General features: G+C 74.4%; 14 protein-coding genes. 5 read left to right on the top strand and 9 right to left on the bottom strand.

Translation table 11 applies throughout. From position 1 onward, the window contains the following. Nucleotide 1: 1 nt before the first annotated feature. Complete coding sequence (locus Q0795_RS12350; protein WP_298890036.1) at nucleotides 2-2,842, top strand: DUF6519 domain-containing protein; 2,841 nt, start codon at nucleotides 2-4, stop codon at nucleotides 2,840-2,842. Here the strand turns inward: Q0795_RS12350 and Q0795_RS12345 are convergent. Continuing rightward, a complete protein-coding gene (locus tag Q0795_RS12345) occupies nucleotides 2,839-3,582 on the bottom strand; it encodes a class I SAM-dependent methyltransferase (RefSeq protein ID WP_298890035.1) in 744 nt (247 codons plus the stop codon). The genes Q0795_RS12350 and Q0795_RS12345 overlap by 4 nt on opposite strands. A gap of 93 nt (nucleotides 3,583-3,675) precedes the next feature. Between Q0795_RS12345 and Q0795_RS12340 the strand changes: the two genes are divergently transcribed. Next, nucleotides 3,676-4,383 (top strand): DUF2461 domain-containing protein, encoded by a 708-nt coding sequence (locus Q0795_RS12340; protein WP_298890034.1) that lies wholly within the window; start codon nucleotides 3,676-3,678, stop codon nucleotides 4,381-4,383. Then, nucleotides 4,383-5,171 carry a hypothetical protein gene (locus Q0795_RS12335; RefSeq protein WP_298890033.1) on the top strand — a complete coding sequence of 263 codons (789 nt, stop codon included), beginning with the start codon at nucleotides 4,383-4,385 and terminating at the stop codon, nucleotides 5,169-5,171. The genes Q0795_RS12340 and Q0795_RS12335 overlap by 1 nt, the downstream gene beginning before the upstream one ends. Before the next feature lie 370 nt (nucleotides 5,172-5,541). On the opposite strand, the gene Q0795_RS12330 is transcribed toward Q0795_RS12335, so the two are convergent. Then, complete coding sequence (locus tag Q0795_RS12330) at nucleotides 5,542-6,474, bottom strand: DUF5996 family protein (protein ID WP_298890032.1); 933 nt, start codon at nucleotides 6,472-6,474, stop codon at nucleotides 5,542-5,544. Between the two features lie 163 nt (nucleotides 6,475-6,637). Between Q0795_RS12330 and Q0795_RS12325 the strand changes: the two genes are divergently transcribed. After that, entirely contained in the window at nucleotides 6,638-6,943 is a 306-nt protein-coding gene (locus tag Q0795_RS12325; RefSeq protein WP_298890031.1) for a YrhK family protein, read from the top strand. Nucleotides 6,944-6,988: 45 nt separating this feature from the next. On the opposite strand, the gene Q0795_RS12320 is transcribed toward Q0795_RS12325, so the two are convergent. The 7 genes from Q0795_RS12320 to Q0795_RS12290 form a co-directional block, all read right to left on the bottom strand. Beyond that, nucleotides 6,989-9,103: a xanthine dehydrogenase family protein molybdopterin-binding subunit gene (locus Q0795_RS12320; RefSeq protein WP_298890030.1), complete on the bottom strand. Its 2,115-nt coding sequence runs from the start codon at nucleotides 9,101-9,103 to the stop codon at nucleotides 6,989-6,991. Continuing rightward, nucleotides 9,100-10,113 (bottom strand): xanthine dehydrogenase family protein subunit M, encoded by a 1,014-nt coding sequence (locus Q0795_RS12315; RefSeq protein ID WP_298890029.1) that lies wholly within the window; start codon nucleotides 10,111-10,113, stop codon nucleotides 9,100-9,102. Before Q0795_RS12315 ends, Q0795_RS12320 begins: the two co-directional genes overlap by 4 nt. Next, nucleotides 10,110-10,679 carry a 2Fe-2S iron-sulfur cluster-binding protein gene (locus Q0795_RS12310; protein ID WP_298890028.1) on the bottom strand — a complete coding sequence of 190 codons (570 nt, stop codon included), beginning with the start codon at nucleotides 10,677-10,679 and terminating at the stop codon, nucleotides 10,110-10,112. Before Q0795_RS12310 ends, Q0795_RS12315 begins: the two co-directional genes overlap by 4 nt. 16 nt (nucleotides 10,680-10,695) lie before the next feature. Next, on the bottom strand, nucleotides 10,696-11,328 hold the full coding sequence (locus Q0795_RS12305; RefSeq protein ID WP_298890027.1) for an alpha/beta hydrolase: 633 nt from the start codon (nucleotides 11,326-11,328) through the stop codon (nucleotides 10,696-10,698). Further along, nucleotides 11,325-11,996, bottom strand: a complete 672-nt coding sequence (locus Q0795_RS12300; RefSeq protein ID WP_298890026.1) for a hemolysin III family protein — start codon at nucleotides 11,994-11,996, stop codon at nucleotides 11,325-11,327. Before Q0795_RS12300 ends, Q0795_RS12305 begins: the two co-directional genes overlap by 4 nt. Nucleotides 11,997-12,491: 495 nt before the next feature. Next, on the bottom strand, nucleotides 12,492-13,424 hold the full coding sequence (locus tag Q0795_RS12295) for a DUF559 domain-containing protein (RefSeq protein ID WP_298890025.1): 933 nt from the start codon (nucleotides 13,422-13,424) through the stop codon (nucleotides 12,492-12,494). 260 nt (nucleotides 13,425-13,684) lie between these two features. Then, nucleotides 13,685-14,389: a hypothetical protein gene (locus Q0795_RS12290; protein ID WP_298890024.1), complete on the bottom strand. Its 705-nt coding sequence runs from the start codon at nucleotides 14,387-14,389 to the stop codon at nucleotides 13,685-13,687. Nucleotides 14,390-14,502: 113 nt separating this feature from the next. On the opposite strand from Q0795_RS12290, the gene Q0795_RS12285 reads away from it, so the two are divergent. Continuing rightward, complete coding sequence (locus Q0795_RS12285; protein ID WP_298890023.1) at nucleotides 14,503-14,925, top strand: PPOX class F420-dependent oxidoreductase; 423 nt, start codon at nucleotides 14,503-14,505, stop codon at nucleotides 14,923-14,925. The last annotated feature ends 21 nt before the right edge of the window (nucleotides 14,926-14,946 follow it).

Below are 14,946 nucleotides of genomic sequence, written 5' to 3'. Positions count from 1 at the left end.
CATGAAGGCTGACCTGTCCCGATGGACCTTCGACCCCACGCAGGGCTACCGCTCGGTGGTCATGCAGCAAGGCCGCGTGCTCCTGGACGCCGAGTGGAACGAGCAGGGCTCGATCGCGGCGCACCACGACGAGGTGCGCACGCACGACGTCGTGGGCAGGGCGGGCGGCCCGCTGCCCAGCGACGGTGGCGCCGGGCCGTTCGCCCTGGTCGATGTCTCCGATGCCAGCGTTCCTACCGGGGTGCCGTGGGAGCGGCTGGGGGTGACGCCGGGGCGGTATTACGTCGACGGCGTCCTCGCCGAGTCGGCGCCGGACGAGGACAACCCCGCCGGCGCAGGAGCCTGGTCGCTGGCCGATCAGCCGCACCTGCGCACCATCGGGGCCGGGGTGGCTGCGGACCCGGGGTTGGCCGAGCCGGGCGGTGGGGACGGCCGGTGGGCGGCCTACCTGGAGGTCTTCGACACGATGGTGAGCGCCGACGAGGACCCGAGGCTACGGGAGTCCGCGCTCGGCGGGCCGGACACCGCAGTGCGCGAGCAGACGGTCTGGCAGGTGCGGCTGCACGCCGTCGGTGCGCAGGTGTGCTCGCAGATCCAACCCGTCCCGCGGGTGCCGCGGCAGATGGCGGCCGGGCTGCGCGAGGCCGCTCCCGGGGCCGACCCGTGCGAGATCTCGAGTGGCGGCGGCTACACGCTGCTGGACAACCAGCTCTACCGCGTGGAGGTCATCGAGGCGGGCGCCACGCCGAGGTATGTGTGGTCGCGGGAGAACGGGTCCGTCACGGCGGGGGTACTCGCGCTGGCGTCGAGCCCGGAGCCCGGGATGGACTCCGCCCTGACCATGGATCGCGTGGGCCGCGACGAGACGCTCTCGGTCCGTGAGGGTGACCTGGTCGAGGTGACCTCCGCCGACCGACAGCTGCGCGGGGTGCCCGGCTACCTGGCGACGGTGGGCCCCGTGGTGGACCTGGTCGCCCACGTGGCGTGGTCAGCCGGAGCCCCGACGTCCGTGGCTGCGCTGGGCAGGGCGCCCGTGGTGCGCCGCTGGGACGGTGGGCCACGCGCGCTGTCGAGCGCGACCCATGACCTGGAGGGCGGCATCACGGTCCGTTTCCCTGCCGGGGGTGAGCCGGCGGTCGGCGACTACTGGCTCATCCCGGCACGGACCGTGCGGCTCGGACATGGCACCGCGGTCCGGCAGGGCACCATCGACTGGCCGACGGACGGCGGGACCCCGCGACCCCAGGCCCCGGCCGGGACGGTGCACCACCAGGCGACGCTCGGCATCCTGGTGCGCAGCGGCGGCGCGTGGACTCTCGATGCGGATTGCCGCACGCTCTTCCCACCACTGACCGCGCTGACCAGCATCGATCTCGCCGGCGGCGACGGCCAGGAGGCCATGCCCGGCGACGAGCTGGACGAAGCGATCCGCGTGGTCGTGCGTCGTGGTGGGGTGCCGGTCGCCGGCGAACCCGTGCGGTTCACCGCCTCCGGGGCTTCGCTCACCCCAGGCGTCGCGTCGCCCGTGGTCGTGACGACGGACGCCGAGGGGGTGGCGCAGGTCAGGTGGGCGTTGGACCCGGCAGGTCCCACCACGCAGACCCTCACCGCGCAGCGGCTGGACGACCTGGCGGCCGGGGTCGATGTCGAGCTGGTGGTCACCGGACGGCTGAGCGTGGCCCGGGAGGTCGCCTGGGAGGCGCCGTGCGAGGGATGGGCGGACGCACGCACCGTGCAGGACGGGCTGGACGGTCTCTCGGGTATGCCCATGGCGCGGCTCCTCGGCGGTGACGGCCAGCGGGTGCGGCGGCCGGGTGCCGTGGCTCCCGAGCTCGTGCGGATCGTGGTGGACTCCCCCTGTGGCCCGGTCGAGGCCAAGCTGGAGGTGCGGGCCTCCGCAGGTGCCATCGTCGAGGCAGTGCCGGACGGCACCACGCCCGTCAGTGCGTCCTTCGGACCGACGGCGGGCCAGGTGATCTCGGGCACGGTCGATTCCGCTGGCGTGATGGCGCTGGTCTGGCAGCCGGAGCTGGCAGCGGGATCGGAGCAGTCGGAGAGCGACAGCCTGCAGATCCGCCTGGATGGGCATGCCCCCATCATCGTCACCGCGCACCTGGACGTGCCGGGCGACCGTACCGGCGGGTTGCACGTGGAACGGGTCCGCGTCGGGGGTGAGGTCGACCTGCAGCTGGGTTCACTGATCGGGCCCCGCCTGCTGACGAAGGGCATCGACCTGATGCTCGACGGAGAGGCCGATCCGGCCTCGGTCGACGACCTCCAGGTGGGGCGGTTGATCGTGGAACGACCCACGGGTGACGGCGGCTTCCTCCAACGTCTGACCGTCAGCGGGGCGATGAGCACCAGCGGCAGACGACTGCGGTGGGCGCCGAGCCGGGAGGCACAGGCGATGTTGGTGCAGTGGGCCGAGCAGCTCGAGACGAGTCCTGAGCTGCGCGCGACGGCGTGGTTCCAGGTGGACGGCTGGCTCGTGGTCGACCGCAGCAGTCCCGAGCAACACCTGAACGGGCACGTCCAGGTGAAGGCCGACGACCGGGGTCCCGTCATGGTGCTGCCCACCACCGACGAGGTCACCGGGGGCCGGTTCGAGGTGTGGTTCACCATCGGCCAACGTCGGGAGATCCCGCCGCTGGACGACTTCCGGGGACGGACGTTGGGCTTCCTCCGGCGCCGGATCGAGGCAGCAGGGTGGGAGGTCGAGATCGTCGAGGAGGACGCGCCCGGTGTGCGGGGCAACACCGTGCTGGGCACCACCCCGGCCGCCGGTGAGCCGCTGGTGCCTGGTGAGCCGGTCGTCGTGCGGGTGGCGCGCGGCGTCGACTAGCGGTGGGCGCCTCGGTCCTTTCGCCAGACCGAGACGTGGCTCTCCGAGTCCGCGGTGAACGGCTCCCGCGACCAGCCCGACCAGCGGGACTCCAGCGACATCCCCGCCAGCCGGGCCATGAGGTCGAGCTCGCCCGGCCAGACGTAGCGGAAGTGGTGGGGGGCGTAGCGGTAGGACCCGTCCTGCTGTCGCGAGTAGTGGTGCGAGGTCGCCCGCTGGGTCACCGGGTCGTAGGTGTCGAACCCGACGTGCTCCTCGCTGACGTCGAAGGGCACGGCTGCCTGCCCCGGCGGCAGCCGCCGCAGGGCCGGCACGCCCACCTCGACGACGAAGCGCCCGCCGGGCTCCAGGTGCCGCGCCGCGTTGGCGAAGCAGGCGACCTGCTCGTCCTGCGTGCACAGGTTGCCGATGGTGTTGAACACGAGGTAGACCAGCGCGTACTCGCCCTGGGCCCGGGTGGTCGCCATGTCGCCGACGGTCACCGGCAGGTCGGGACGCCTGCGGTGCAGCTGCTCGACCATCGGCGCGGACAGCTCGATGCCGGTGACGTCCACGCCCCGCTGCGCCAGCGGTATGCCCACCCGCCCCGTCCCGATCGCCAGCTCCAGCGCGCGACCCTCACCGGCCAGCCCGGCCAGCAGATCGACCGCGGGGTCGAGCACGGCGGGGGCGAACATCGCGGCGCTCGCCTCGTCGTAGCGGGCGGCCGTCTCGGCGTCCCACAGGTCGCTGGAGGTCATGGACCCCACCCTCTCGGGCCCGCTCCCGCCCGGCAACGGGATATCTCCGACCGCGGCCGGGCGGCGTCGCCCACGACGGGGCACACTGGTCGCATGGGCAGCTTCACCGGCATCCCGCACGCCGCGACCGACTTCTACGCGCGGCTGGAGGAGGACAACAGCAAGGAGTTCTGGGCCCGCCACCGGGACGACTTCGAGGCTCACGTCCGGGGTCCGATGGAGGCGTTGCTGGCCGAGCTCGAGCCGGAGTTCGGCGCGGCCAAGCTCTTCCGGCCGCACCGCGACGTGCGCTTCGGCCCGGACAAGAGCCCCTACAAGACGCACCAGGGGGCCTACGTCGCGGCCGCCGAGTCGACCGGGTGGTACCTCCAGGTCTCCGCCGACGGGCTCATGCTCGGCGGTGGCTGCTACCGCATGGACCCGGCGCGGCTGCGCTCCTTCCGGGCCGCCGTGGACTCCCCCGGCACCGGCCAGCAGCTCGAGCAGCTGGTCGAGCAGCTGCGCGACGGCGGGTGGGAGATCGGCGGCGAGCAGGTGAAGACCGCCCCCCGCGGGTGGGACCGCGAGCACGAGCGGATCGCCCTGCTCCGGCACAAGGCGCTGACCGGTATGCGGTGGGTCGAGGACGGCGACGTCGTCACCACCCCGCGCCTGGTCGACGAGGTGCGGGGCCGATGGGAGCAGGTCCGTCCCCTGGTGGAGTGGCTCGCGGCGACCGACCCCGGCCCGACGGTCGGTGCCGCTGAGGGCGGCGCCACCACCTTCGACCCCGGGCGCGACGTCGCCGGCGACCTGCCGTGATGATCCGCCCCGCCGAGCTGGCGGCGATCCGGGCCGGGCAGGTCGACCTCGCGTTCCGCCGCTGGGACCGCCCGCGGGTCAAGGTCGGCACCCGGATGCGCACCGCCGTCGGGCTCGTCGAGGTGACCTCGGTCGAGCCGGTCACCCTCTCCGCGCTCCGCGCCGACGACGCGCGACGCGCCGGGGCCGCCAGCCTGGCCGCGCTCAGGGCGGCGCTCGCCGACCGGCCGGGGAGGACGGCATACCGTGTCGGGTTGAGGTATGCCGGACCCGACCCCCGCACGCAGCTGCGCGAGCAGGTCCCCGACCCGGCGGAGATCGAGCGCCTCCGCGGCTGGCTGGACCGGCTCGACGCCGCCTCCCCGCACGGCCCGTGGACCCGCGCCACCCTGCGCATCATCGACGCCCACCCCGAGGTGCGGGCGCCCGAGCTCGCCGCCCGGCTGGGGCGGGAGACGGCCTCGTGGAAGGCCGACGTCCGCAAGCTCAAGGAGAAGGGGCTCACCGAGTCGCTGGCCATCGGCTACCGGCTCTCGCCCCGCGGTGAGGCCGTCCTCGACCACGGCGGCCCGCCCCGCGAGCGGGCGCCGCGACCGGGAGGGACCCCGCTACCCCGGGAGATCGGTGCCCCGGCCACCCGGGCGCTGCGTGATGCCGGGTTGACCAGCCTCGAGGCGGTCGCCGACCGCGGCGAGGACGAGCTGAGAGCCCTGCACGGCGTCGGCCCGGTGGCCGTCGAGCGGCTGCGAGCCGCGCTGGCCGACCTCGGGCGGGGCTTCGGCGGCTGAGCCCGGGTCGTCCGGCCGCGTCAGGCCAGGGCAGAGCTCCGGCGGTCGAGCCGTTGGCCGAGCTGGGCCTGAGCCGCGGCGGTTGAGCCACCAGGGGTTCTGCGGGGGCCTGGCGAGGGCCCTCGACGGGTCAGGGGAGGCACGGGGCGGGCCGGCGGACCTTGAGGTGCGTCACTCACGTCACGGCAGCCGCTCGCGCACCACTGTGCGGGAATATGTCCCGCAACCGGGGATATATCCCCGGCAGATGACCATGTCTCCGCGGTGTGCGGCCCGTGGGGCTGGTGGGCTTCGTGGGGTTCAGCTGAGCAGCCTGACCGGCGCCCCGGCGACGGACAGCCCGCCGACGCCCTCGGCCCAGGAGCGCGACCTACCCCCGGCGGTGCTGGGGCCAGCGCGCCGGGTCGTCCTCGAGGGCGACCCGGTCCCACCCACCCAGGTCGGCGGCGGCGGCATACGTGTCCTGCAGGAAGCGGCCGAGCGCGGCGTCGGGGTCCTCCGCGTCGGCGACCACCTCGTACGGCAGCAGGAACTGGCCGAAGTCGGTGCTCCAGAAAGCACCCTCGGGCCCGACCTCGGCGACCTCGAAGCCGGCGGGCTGGGGGTAGGCGTAGGCGTAGAACGCGCCCTCCTCCCCGCCGCCCGGCCAGAAGCCGCAGCTGCTGAGCTCGCGGGAGTAGCCCTCCACCATCACCCAGTCGCCGCAGTTGGGCGCGCCGCCGGGGTGCTCCGGCGCGGGCCTGCCGGAGAACCGGGTGCAGGCCAGGTCCATGGCCCCCCAGAAGAAGTGCACCGGGCTCACCTTGCCCACGAAGTGCGACCGGAACTCGCCCAGGACCCGGTCGGCCTGCACCAGCTGCTGCCAGAAGAGGTGCGCCGCCTGCGGGTCGTATGTCGCGTGCTCGTAGTCCTCCGCGAACGGGATGGCAGGGTCCACCTCGTTGGGGGTCGCCTGGAGGCGCGGCGTCAGGCCGAGCCGCTCCAGCGCAGCCAGGGTCTGCGCGTGGAACTGCGCGACCGGCATGGGCTCGAGGGCGAAGGCCTCCTCCGCCCCGGTGCTCAGCCGCATCCGCAGCCGGTGCTCGACGAGGTCGAGCTCGATGTCGAGCGCCCCGGCCGGCGTGGGGACCGTCCCCGTCGTGAGGCCGCGCGGGCTGACGTAGAGGGTGACCTGCCACCAGTGGTTGACCAGGGGGGCGTAGGCCATCCGCACCTTGCCGACGATCTGCGTCCACAGGTGGAGGGTGTCGCGGGTGTCGGTCCAGTCGGCCACCTTGAGGCGCGGCCACGGCTGTCGGCTCATGAGGGTTCCTTCGCTGGGAGGTGATCACACGCTAGAGCGTGTGCCGGGCGGACGCCAGAGGGTGCACGGCGTCGCTGCCCGACGGCGGGTGGGCGACGCAGGTTGCGGGTACCCGGGCGGGTCGGCGCGCCGCCCGGGGGGGACAGTTCCTAGAGTCCCTGGAATGACCCCGCGCCACCCGGACGGCTCCGGCGACGACGACCTGGTCCTGCACCTCGGGCGCGAGGAGCTGGTGGTCCGCCAGCGCTTCGAGACCCTGAGCATCGCCAACGACGTGCTCATCGGGCTGTGGTTCCTCGTCGGCAGCGTGCTCTTCTTCAGCGAGTCGACGGCGACCGCCGGCACCTGGCTCTTCGTCATCGGCTCGGCGCAGATGCTCATCCGGCCGGTCATCCGCCTGGCCCGCCGGGTGCGCCTGCAGCGATACCGGCCCGGGGGCGGGGGCTCGGAGCACGCCTTCGACTTCTGAGCGACCTCCGAGGACGGTGGGGCGGGGGTCCCGACCATCTGGCCCTCAGCCCCCGAGCGCCTCCCAGGCCTCGAGAACCTTGCCCGGGGTGAACGGCAGCTCCCGCAGCCGCACCCCGGTCGCGTCGAAGACCGCGTTGCCGATGGCCGCAGGCACGCCCACGATCCCGACCTCGCCGATGCCCTTGGCGCCGGTCGCGCCCATCCACGGGTCCGGCTCGCCGACCCAGCCGACCTCCAGGTCGACCACGTCGGCGTGCGCGGCGATGTGGTAGCCCGCCAGGTCACCGTTGACCACGTGGCCGAAGCGCGGGTCGCGGTAGGACTCCTCGAAGAGCGCGCCCGAGATGCCCATGGTCATCCCCCCGATGAGCTGGCTCCGGGCGGTGCGCGGGTTCATGATCCGGCCGCCGTCGAAGTGGCCGTACATCCGGCGCACCCGCACCGCCCCGGAGATCTCGCTCACCGCGACCTCGGCGAAGTGCGCGCCGAAGGCCATGCGAGTCACCCCGCGCACACCCTGCGGCATCCGCGTCCGCGCCCGCGCGGTCGCCCCCTCGGCCGGCTGCTCGCCGTGCTGGGACCGGAAGGCCTGGGCCGCCTCGACGACCGCCGAGCCCCACCCGAAGGTCCCGGTGCTGCCGCCGGCGATGACCGCTGCCGGGGCGTCGGTCGTGCCGATCCGGGCCTCCACCGCGTCCTGCGGCACCCCGAGCGCCTGCGCGGCGATCTGCGCGAGGACGGTCCACGCCCCCGTCCCGATGTCGCTGGCCTGCATGCTCACGACGTAGCGCCCACCCGTGAAGGTGATCCGCGCCAGGCTCGGGCCCATCGACATCTGCGGGAAGCTCGCCGCGGCGACGCCCTGGCCGACCCACCACTCCCCCTCGCGCCGGCCGCGCCGCTGCTGCTCGAAGCCGAAGATCCGGGCGCCCTCGGTCAGGCACGTCGTGACGTGCCGGCTGCTCCACGGCCGCCCCGACTCCGGGTCGGCCCCCGGCTCGTTGCGCAGCCGCAGCTGCACCGGGTCGAGCCCGGCCGTGTGCGCCAGCTCGTCCATGGCGGTCTCCAGGGCGAACATGCCGGTGTACTCCCCCGGGGCGCGCATGAACGTCCCGGGGGCGATGTCCAGGTCCTGGGTGCGGTATGCCGTGCGCCGGGTGGTCGAGGCATACATCGACAGCGTGGGGCCGGCGCTGGGGTCCATCCAGGGGATCACCCGCGACACGGGGGCGAAGACGTCGTGGTCGATCGCGGTGAGCCGGCCCTCGTCGTCCGCGGCCAGGGCGACCCGCTGCCGGGTCTCGGGGCGGTAGCCGGTGCCGGCGAACATCTGCGGGCGGGTGAGCGCGACCTTCACCGGGCGGCCCGGCAGCAGCTTGGCGGCCATCACCGTGGCGACCGTGTGCGGGTGCGGGACCCCCTTGGTGCCGAACGACCCGCCGACGTAGGGCGAGACGACCTCGACCTGGGTCGGCAGCAGCCCGAAGGCCCCGGCGACGACGCCCTGCGGTGCGAGCACCCCCTGGTTGGTGTCCCACAGGGTCAGCCGCGTCGTGCGCGGGCCGGGGACCCGGCCGGTGCCGCGGTGCCACAGGGCGGTCAGCGCGTGCGGCTCGATGGGGTTGTGGTGGTTGACGGGCGTGGCATAGGTCCCCTGCACGCGGTGCCGCGCCCCGGCGAGCGCGCCGTCGACGTCCCCGTCGCGGTGCCGACCGGGGTAGATGGCCATCACCCGCCGCAGCTCGCGCACGTCCGGACCGTCGGGGTCGGGGCGGGTGGCGGCGTCCTCGGGGGCGTAGTCGATGCTCAGCAGCGACGCGGCGTGCCGGGCCGTCGCGAGGCTCTCCGCGACGACGGCGGCGACGATCTCCCCGCGGTAGCGCACTCGGGGCCGGCGCAGCACCGCGAGGGTCGGCAGCGTCGGGCCGATCCGCGGGGAGTTCTGGTGGGTGAGGACCAGCCGCACGCCGGGCACCGCGCGGGCCGCCGCGTCGTCGATGCCGGTGATGCGGCCCCGGGCGATGGTCGCCAGGACCGGGGCGAGGAAGAGCGCCCCGTCGGTCGCGTGCTCATAAGCGTAGGGCGCGAGGCCCGCCACCTTGAGGGGCGCATCGACGCGGGCGCGGTCGCGGGCGTCCTCCATGGCCGCCTCGCTCATCCGCGCTCCCCCTGCCGGTGGTCGGTGAGCTCGCGGAGGACGGCGGGGACGACGCGCCGCAGCTGGCTCACCTTGTAGCGGTTGTCCTCCCCGGGCCGGGACGGCGCCAGCTCGGCGTCGACGGCCGCGACGTACGCCTCGGGCGTCGCCGGCCCGCCCCGCAGCGCGTCCTCGGCCCGGTGCGCGCGCCACGGCTTGTGGGCGACGCCGCCGAGACCGATCCGCACGTCGGCGACGTGGCCGTCCCGCACGTCGAGGGCTGCGGCGACCGAGACGGTGGCGAAGGCGTAGGACGCGCGCTCGCGCAGCTTGCGGTAGCGCGAGTGGCGCGCGAAGCCCGGCCCGGCGACCTCGATCGAGGTGATGAGCTCGCTGCGCTCCAGCGTGGTGTCGGCCTCGGGTCGGTCGCCCGGGAGGCGGTGCAGGTCGGCGAAGTCGATGCGCCGCTCGCCGAGCGGACCCTGCGCCACCACGGTGACGTCGAGCGCCGCGAGCGCCACGCACAGGTCGGAGGGGTGCACGGCCACGCACGACGGCGAGGCCCCGAGGAGCGCGTTGTAGGTGCCGAACCCCTCGATCGCCGAGCAGCCGGACCCGGGCTCGCGCTTGTTGCACGGGGTCGAGGCGTCCTGGAAGTAGACGCAGCGGGTGCGCTGCAGCAGGTTGCCGCCCATCGTGGCCATGGACCTCAGCTGCCCGGAGGCGCCGGCCAGCATCGCCGCGCTGACCAGCGGGAACGCGGTCCGCACCAGGGGGTGGGCCGCGACGTCGGAGTTGCGGGCCAGCGCACCGATCCGCACGCCGCCGCCCTCGAGCTCCTCGACCTCGGTGAGGTCGAGGTGGCTGACGTCGATGAGCCGGTCGGTCTCCCGGATCCCGAGGCGCAGGTGGTCGACGAGGTTGGTGCCGCCCGCGAGGTATGCCGCCCGCTGCCCGTCGGTGGACGCCGAGACGCTGCGGCGCAGGGCGTCGGTGACGCTCGTGGCGCGCTCGTAGGTGAACGGCCTCACGCAGGCTCCTCCCCGGCCTGCGCCCGTCCGGACGCGGTGTCGCGGATGGCCGCGACGATGTTGACGTAGGCGCCGCACCGGCACAGGTTGCCGCTCATGCGCTCCCGGATCTCCTCGTCGGTGAGGTCCACGACCGCGTCCGGGTCGGCGAGCGCGTCCGGGTCGGTGACGTGGCTCGGCATACCGGCGGCCGCCTCGGCGAGCATCGCCTGAGCGGAGCACACCTGCCCCGGTGTGCAGTAGCCGCACTGCAGCGCGTCGCGGTCGACGAAGGCCTGCTGGAGGTCGCTGAGGTCGTCCGGGCGCCCGAGCCCCTCGGCGGTGACGACCTCCGCGCCGTCCAGCGAGGCCGTCAGCGACAGGCAGGAGACCACCCGGCGACCGTCGACCAGCACGGTGCAGGCGCCGCACTGGCCGTGGTCGCAGCCCTTCTTGACCGAGGTCACCCCCAGGTGGTCGCGCAGCGCGTCCAGCAGGGTCACCCGCACGTCGTGAGTGAGCTCCTGCGGCGCGCCGTTGACGACCAGCTTGGTGGAGATCTCGGTCACGCCGGCGGTGTGGTGCATCACCTCATCATGCCGCTCAGGGATGCCGCTCGCGCGTCGAGCCCGTCAGCGCCCCGACCAGGTGGTCGGACGCGAGCCGGTGCCAGGTGGGGGCGTGCCGGACCAGGCCGTGGGTATCGTCCAGATCGGTGCGCACCCGCACGTCCGCCCCCAGCCGGCGCAGCCGCTCGGCGGCCGCGAGCGTGCCCTCGGGCGAGGTCACCTCGTCGCGTGCCCCGTGCAGCATGAGCACCCGCCCACCCCGAGGCGGGCGCAGCAGCGGCAGGTCGGCCCGGTCGACCCAGGCGGCGGCGGTGACCACGGTCTCGACCTCCTCGGCGAGCCGGAGGGCGGTCCGGCCGCCCATGGAGTAGCCGAGCAGGCCGGTCGGCAGCGCCGGGTCCTCCTCGCGCAGCCGACCCAGCGCCCACCGGGCGTCCCGCAGGGGCGCGCCGTCGTTCCACCCGCGCACGGCATACCGGAGGAGGACGACGTCGACGCGGTGGGGGCCGCCGGCCCGGGCGAGCGCCGAGGCGAGGACCCGGCTGCGCAGCACCGACAGCTGGCGCCAGGTCGTCGGGTCGGTGCCGTGCTGCTGGCCGCCGTGCAGGACGAGCACCCGCGCGGCCGGGTCGGTGTGCCGCCGGACGGGGACGAGGCGGGCGCTCACAGGACGTAGGCGTACATGAGCAGGAAGTGCAGCGCCGCGGCGATCATGACGAGCAGGTGCCAGATCTCGTGGAAGCCGAAGACCCCCGGCACCGGGTTGGGCCGCTCGAGGATGAAGATGACGAAGCCGACGCTGTAGACCACGCCGCCGGCCGCCATGAGCGCCAACGCACCCAGCGGGAGGGTGAGGCCGGTGAGCACGAGCACGACCGGCATCCAGCCGAGGACGATGTAGAGGGTGTTGGTCACCCACTTGGGCAGATCGGTCCAGACCGAGCGTGCGGCGATGCCGATCCCGGCGATGCCCCAGACCGTGCCGAGCACCGCCCACCCCGCGACGGTGCGCTCCAGGACGAGCACGATCGGCGTCACCGTGCCCGCGATGAGGCCGAAGACCGAGGTGTAGTCCAGCGTGCGCAGCAGCTCGTTGACCCGAGGGCCGCGGTCGAGGCCGTGGTGGGCGGTGCTGGCGACGAAGAGGGTGACCAGGCAGGCGGCATACACCGACAGCCCGACGATGCGCCACGGGTCTCCCGTCGCGGCCGCCTGGGCGATGAGCAGCGCCGATCCCAGCAGCGCGAAGCAGGAGCCGACGAGGTGGGAGATCGTGTTGATGCGCTCGTCGGTGACGTGGACGCTGCCGTCGCGGCTGCGGTGGACGGTGTCCATCACTCACCTTCCGAGGTCGTATGCCGTGCGGTGCCCAGGGTAGTCGGGGTGCGACGACTTCGGGACGGTCGGCGGGTCCCACCCCGCCCGCGGCACCGAGGCGATGCTGCCGGTGGCGCACCTGATGGACCGCACGGCATACGGCCGTCAGCAGGACGGGGAGGACAGCCCGCAAGCTGGCTGCAGTACCCGACCTACGGTTGGGGGCTGCGCGGTGGGCGGGCCTGCGGGTTGCCTGACCCGGGCGAGCACCCTGGGCCGGGCGGCTGCCCCACGCCGCTCTCTCGTCACAGGCGTCACATCGTGCGAGGACATGTGCAGAAGCACGGGATATATCCCCGGCATCGGTGCACGTCTCCGCACTACGGTGCCGGCGTGCCTGCTGTGACTGGCGGTATGCCGCTCCGCCGCCGAGGTGTCGTGCTCAGCCCCCGGGCGAGGGCGGGCTTCAGCCCTCGGGCGAGGGCTGGCTTCAGGCTCCGGGCGAGGGCGGGCTCAGCCCCGGCGCGCGAGGGACCGGGCGAACGCGGCGCGGAGCTTGCGCTCCACCACGCGCGGGTCGGCGAGATCGGCCCAGGTGAGCCGGACGACCTCGTAGCCCAGCTCGCGCAGGCGGTCCTCGCGGCGCTTCTCCTGCCGCAGGGCCTCGGGGTCGGCGTACTTCAGCATCCCGTCGAACTCCACGACGACCTTCTCCGCGCGGTAGAGGAAGTCGACCCGCGCCACGAACAGCCCGTCGCGGTCGACGACCTGGGCCTGCTGCTCGGGCAGCGGCAGGCCGAGCGTCAGCAGCAGCCATCTGGTCCGGGACTCCCCCGCGGACTCGCTCAACGCCGACGCGAGCTCGGCCGTGCGAGCGGCGCGCAGCTGCCCACGGCCACCGCCCAGGACCGGCAGCGCACCGTCCAGCTCCGCGCGGGTCGCCCGGCCCTCCCGCAGCGCCGCGTCCGCGCTGACCAGCCCGGACTCCACGCCGAACCGGGCGGCCACCTGCAGGACGGACAGGGCGACCTGCACCGCGGGCCCGCACTCGAGGTCGACCACGAACTCCCTGGGCACGCGGCGGTGCACCACGACGACGGCGTCGTGGAAGGACCTCCCACCGTCGGTGCGGCACAGGTGCGCCCGGTCGTCGACCCCGTGCACACCCAACCCCTGCGTGACCAGGGCACTGTGCAGGCTCAGCGCCACGGCGGCACCCGGACCGAACGTCCGGAGCACCGCCCGGGCCCGGATCTCGTGCCGGTTCCAGGGTGCGGCCGCACGCCATACCGGTCCCTCGACGAAGGTGCCGCGGCGCAGGCGCACCAGGACACCGGCCCGCACCAGCGCCTGCGTCTCGCGCGGCCCCACGCCCAGCGCCGCCAGGTCCGCCGTGGCCGCGACATGGCCGAGGCTCCCCAGCACCGTCATCACGTCCCCCTCCATCGCGCCAGGATGCCCGGATCCGAGGCAGGCCGGCCGCCGTCGTCCACAGGCAGAGCCGTGGCAGGCCGCGGCCGGACCTCTCGTGCATCAGGCGTCGCGTCGGCACCGGACGACGGGGAAATCGCGCTGACGCGCAGAAATAACCCCGGCGGATGGACACCTCTCCGCGCGCTGATGCTCGTGGGGCCGACGGGACGCGTGAGACCGCGGCCATCGCGACACCTCCGGCGGACCACGCGGCCCGACGGGCGGGCGTGCCCTCAGGACGGCAGCGCCCGCCGCCCGTCCCAGGTGCCGTGCTCGGACAGCGGCCGGAAGCGCAGGGTGGTGAACTCGTGGTGGAAGTCTCGCCGCTCGCGCTCCTGCATGGCCCGCGCGTGCCGCCCGCCGACCTCGCCGCCGTGCCGGCCGTCCGCCGACGCGTCGCGGCCGTGGACCATGCCGGTCATCTCGCGGGCGCTGCGCCATACCGAGAAGGTCGAGACGGTGCGCGGCGGGCGGTATGCCGCCAGCGCCAGGGTCGCAGCGGGGTGGTCGCGGACCTGGCGCTCGACCGGCCGGCCCCAGTGCACGAAGCGCGGCACCTCCGGGACCCGCATCCGTGCCACCGTCACGGCGACGACCGGCTCGGCGGGGTCGGACCGCCCGGCGATCTCCGGCAGCGGGCCCAGCCGCCGCACCTGCCCCCACCGGCGCAGGAACTCCAGCCGCACGTGCCACCCGTCGGCGAGGGTGCGCCCGAGCCGGTCCGCCGCGAGGAAGCGCTCCAGCGCCGCCTCGTCCTCCCAGCGGGCGAAGACGGCGAGGCGGTGGACCTGCAGGCGCTGCGGGGAGACGACCGGCGCGCCCAGCGTCATCGTCGCCATCACCTCGACGTGCCGCAGGCCGTGGACGTCCTCCGGGGGCCGGGCGATCGCCCGCGCACCCACCCGGGCCGGGACCCGCGCGAGGTGGAAGGAGTGCATGCCGGCGAACCTACGCGCCCCGGAGCCGAGGTGTCTCGGCGCCGCGAGGAGACGAGACGTGCCCAGGCCGCAGGCCCTGGCCGTGACGCACCGCGGCGGGCCATGATGGGGACATGGATCCGGCCCTGCGTGACATCCTCGTCGCCGGCTCGAACGGCGCGCTCACCACGATCAAGCGCGACGGCCAGCCGCAGCTCTCCCTGGTCACCTACGTCGTCGACCCGGAGGCCTCGCTCGTCCGGGTCTCCACCACCGACGGTCGGGCCAAGGTCGCCAACCTGCGCCGCGACCCGCGCTCCAGCCTCTTCGTCACCAGCGCCAGCGGCTGGTCGTACGCCGTGGCCCAGGGCACGGTGGAGCTCTCGCCGACCGCGCAGGACGAGCACGACGCCACGGTGGAGGAGCTCGTCGCGCTCTACCGCGACGCCCAGGGCGAGCACCCCGACTGGGACGACTACCGCCGGGCGATGGTGGCTGACCGGCGCCTCGTCGTCCGGCTCCGGGTGGAGCACGTCTACGGCGTCGCCCAGGGGTAGCGGGCCGGGCTCCGGCCCGCC

This window comes from uncultured Serinicoccus sp. (genome assembly GCF_947487915.1).
Classification (GTDB): Bacteria; Actinomycetota; Actinomycetes; order Actinomycetales; family Dermatophilaceae; genus Ornithinicoccus.
This window is presented reverse-complemented; position numbering and strand designations above follow the sequence as displayed.

Bases quoted from the DNA above. Each gene is read 5' to 3' on its own strand.
- Q0795_RS12300 (WP_298890026.1), bottom strand. From the start codon at position 11,996: ATGGACACCGTCCACCGCAGCCGCGACGGCAGCGTCCACGTCACCGAC.
- Q0795_RS12320 (WP_298890030.1), bottom strand. From the start codon at position 9,103: ATGAGCGAGGCGGCCATGGAGGACGCCCGCGACCGCGCCCGCGTCGAT.
- Q0795_RS12340 (WP_298890034.1), top strand. From the start codon at position 3,676: ATGGGCAGCTTCACCGGCATCCCGCACGCCGCGACCGACTTCTACGCG.
- Q0795_RS12350 (WP_298890036.1), top strand. From the start codon at position 2: ATGAAGGCTGACCTGTCCCGATGGACCTTCGACCCCACGCAGGGCTAC.
- Q0795_RS12285 (WP_298890023.1), top strand. From the start codon at position 14,503: ATGGATCCGGCCCTGCGTGACATCCTCGTCGCCGGCTCGAACGGCGCG.
- Q0795_RS12345 (WP_298890035.1), bottom strand. From the start codon at position 3,582: ATGACCTCCAGCGACCTGTGGGACGCCGAGACGGCCGCCCGCTACGAC.
- Q0795_RS12325 (WP_298890031.1), top strand. From the start codon at position 6,638: ATGACCCCGCGCCACCCGGACGGCTCCGGCGACGACGACCTGGTCCTG.
- Q0795_RS12290 (WP_298890024.1), bottom strand. From the start codon at position 14,389: ATGCACTCCTTCCACCTCGCGCGGGTCCCGGCCCGGGTGGGTGCGCGG.
- Q0795_RS12335 (WP_298890033.1), top strand. From the start codon at position 4,383: ATGATCCGCCCCGCCGAGCTGGCGGCGATCCGGGCCGGGCAGGTCGAC.
- Q0795_RS12330 (WP_298890032.1), bottom strand. From the start codon at position 6,474: ATGAGCCGACAGCCGTGGCCGCGCCTCAAGGTGGCCGACTGGACCGAC.
- Q0795_RS12295 (WP_298890025.1), bottom strand. From the start codon at position 13,424: ATGGAGGGGGACGTGATGACGGTGCTGGGGAGCCTCGGCCATGTCGCG.
- Q0795_RS12310 (WP_298890028.1), bottom strand. From the start codon at position 10,679: ATGCACCACACCGCCGGCGTGACCGAGATCTCCACCAAGCTGGTCGTC.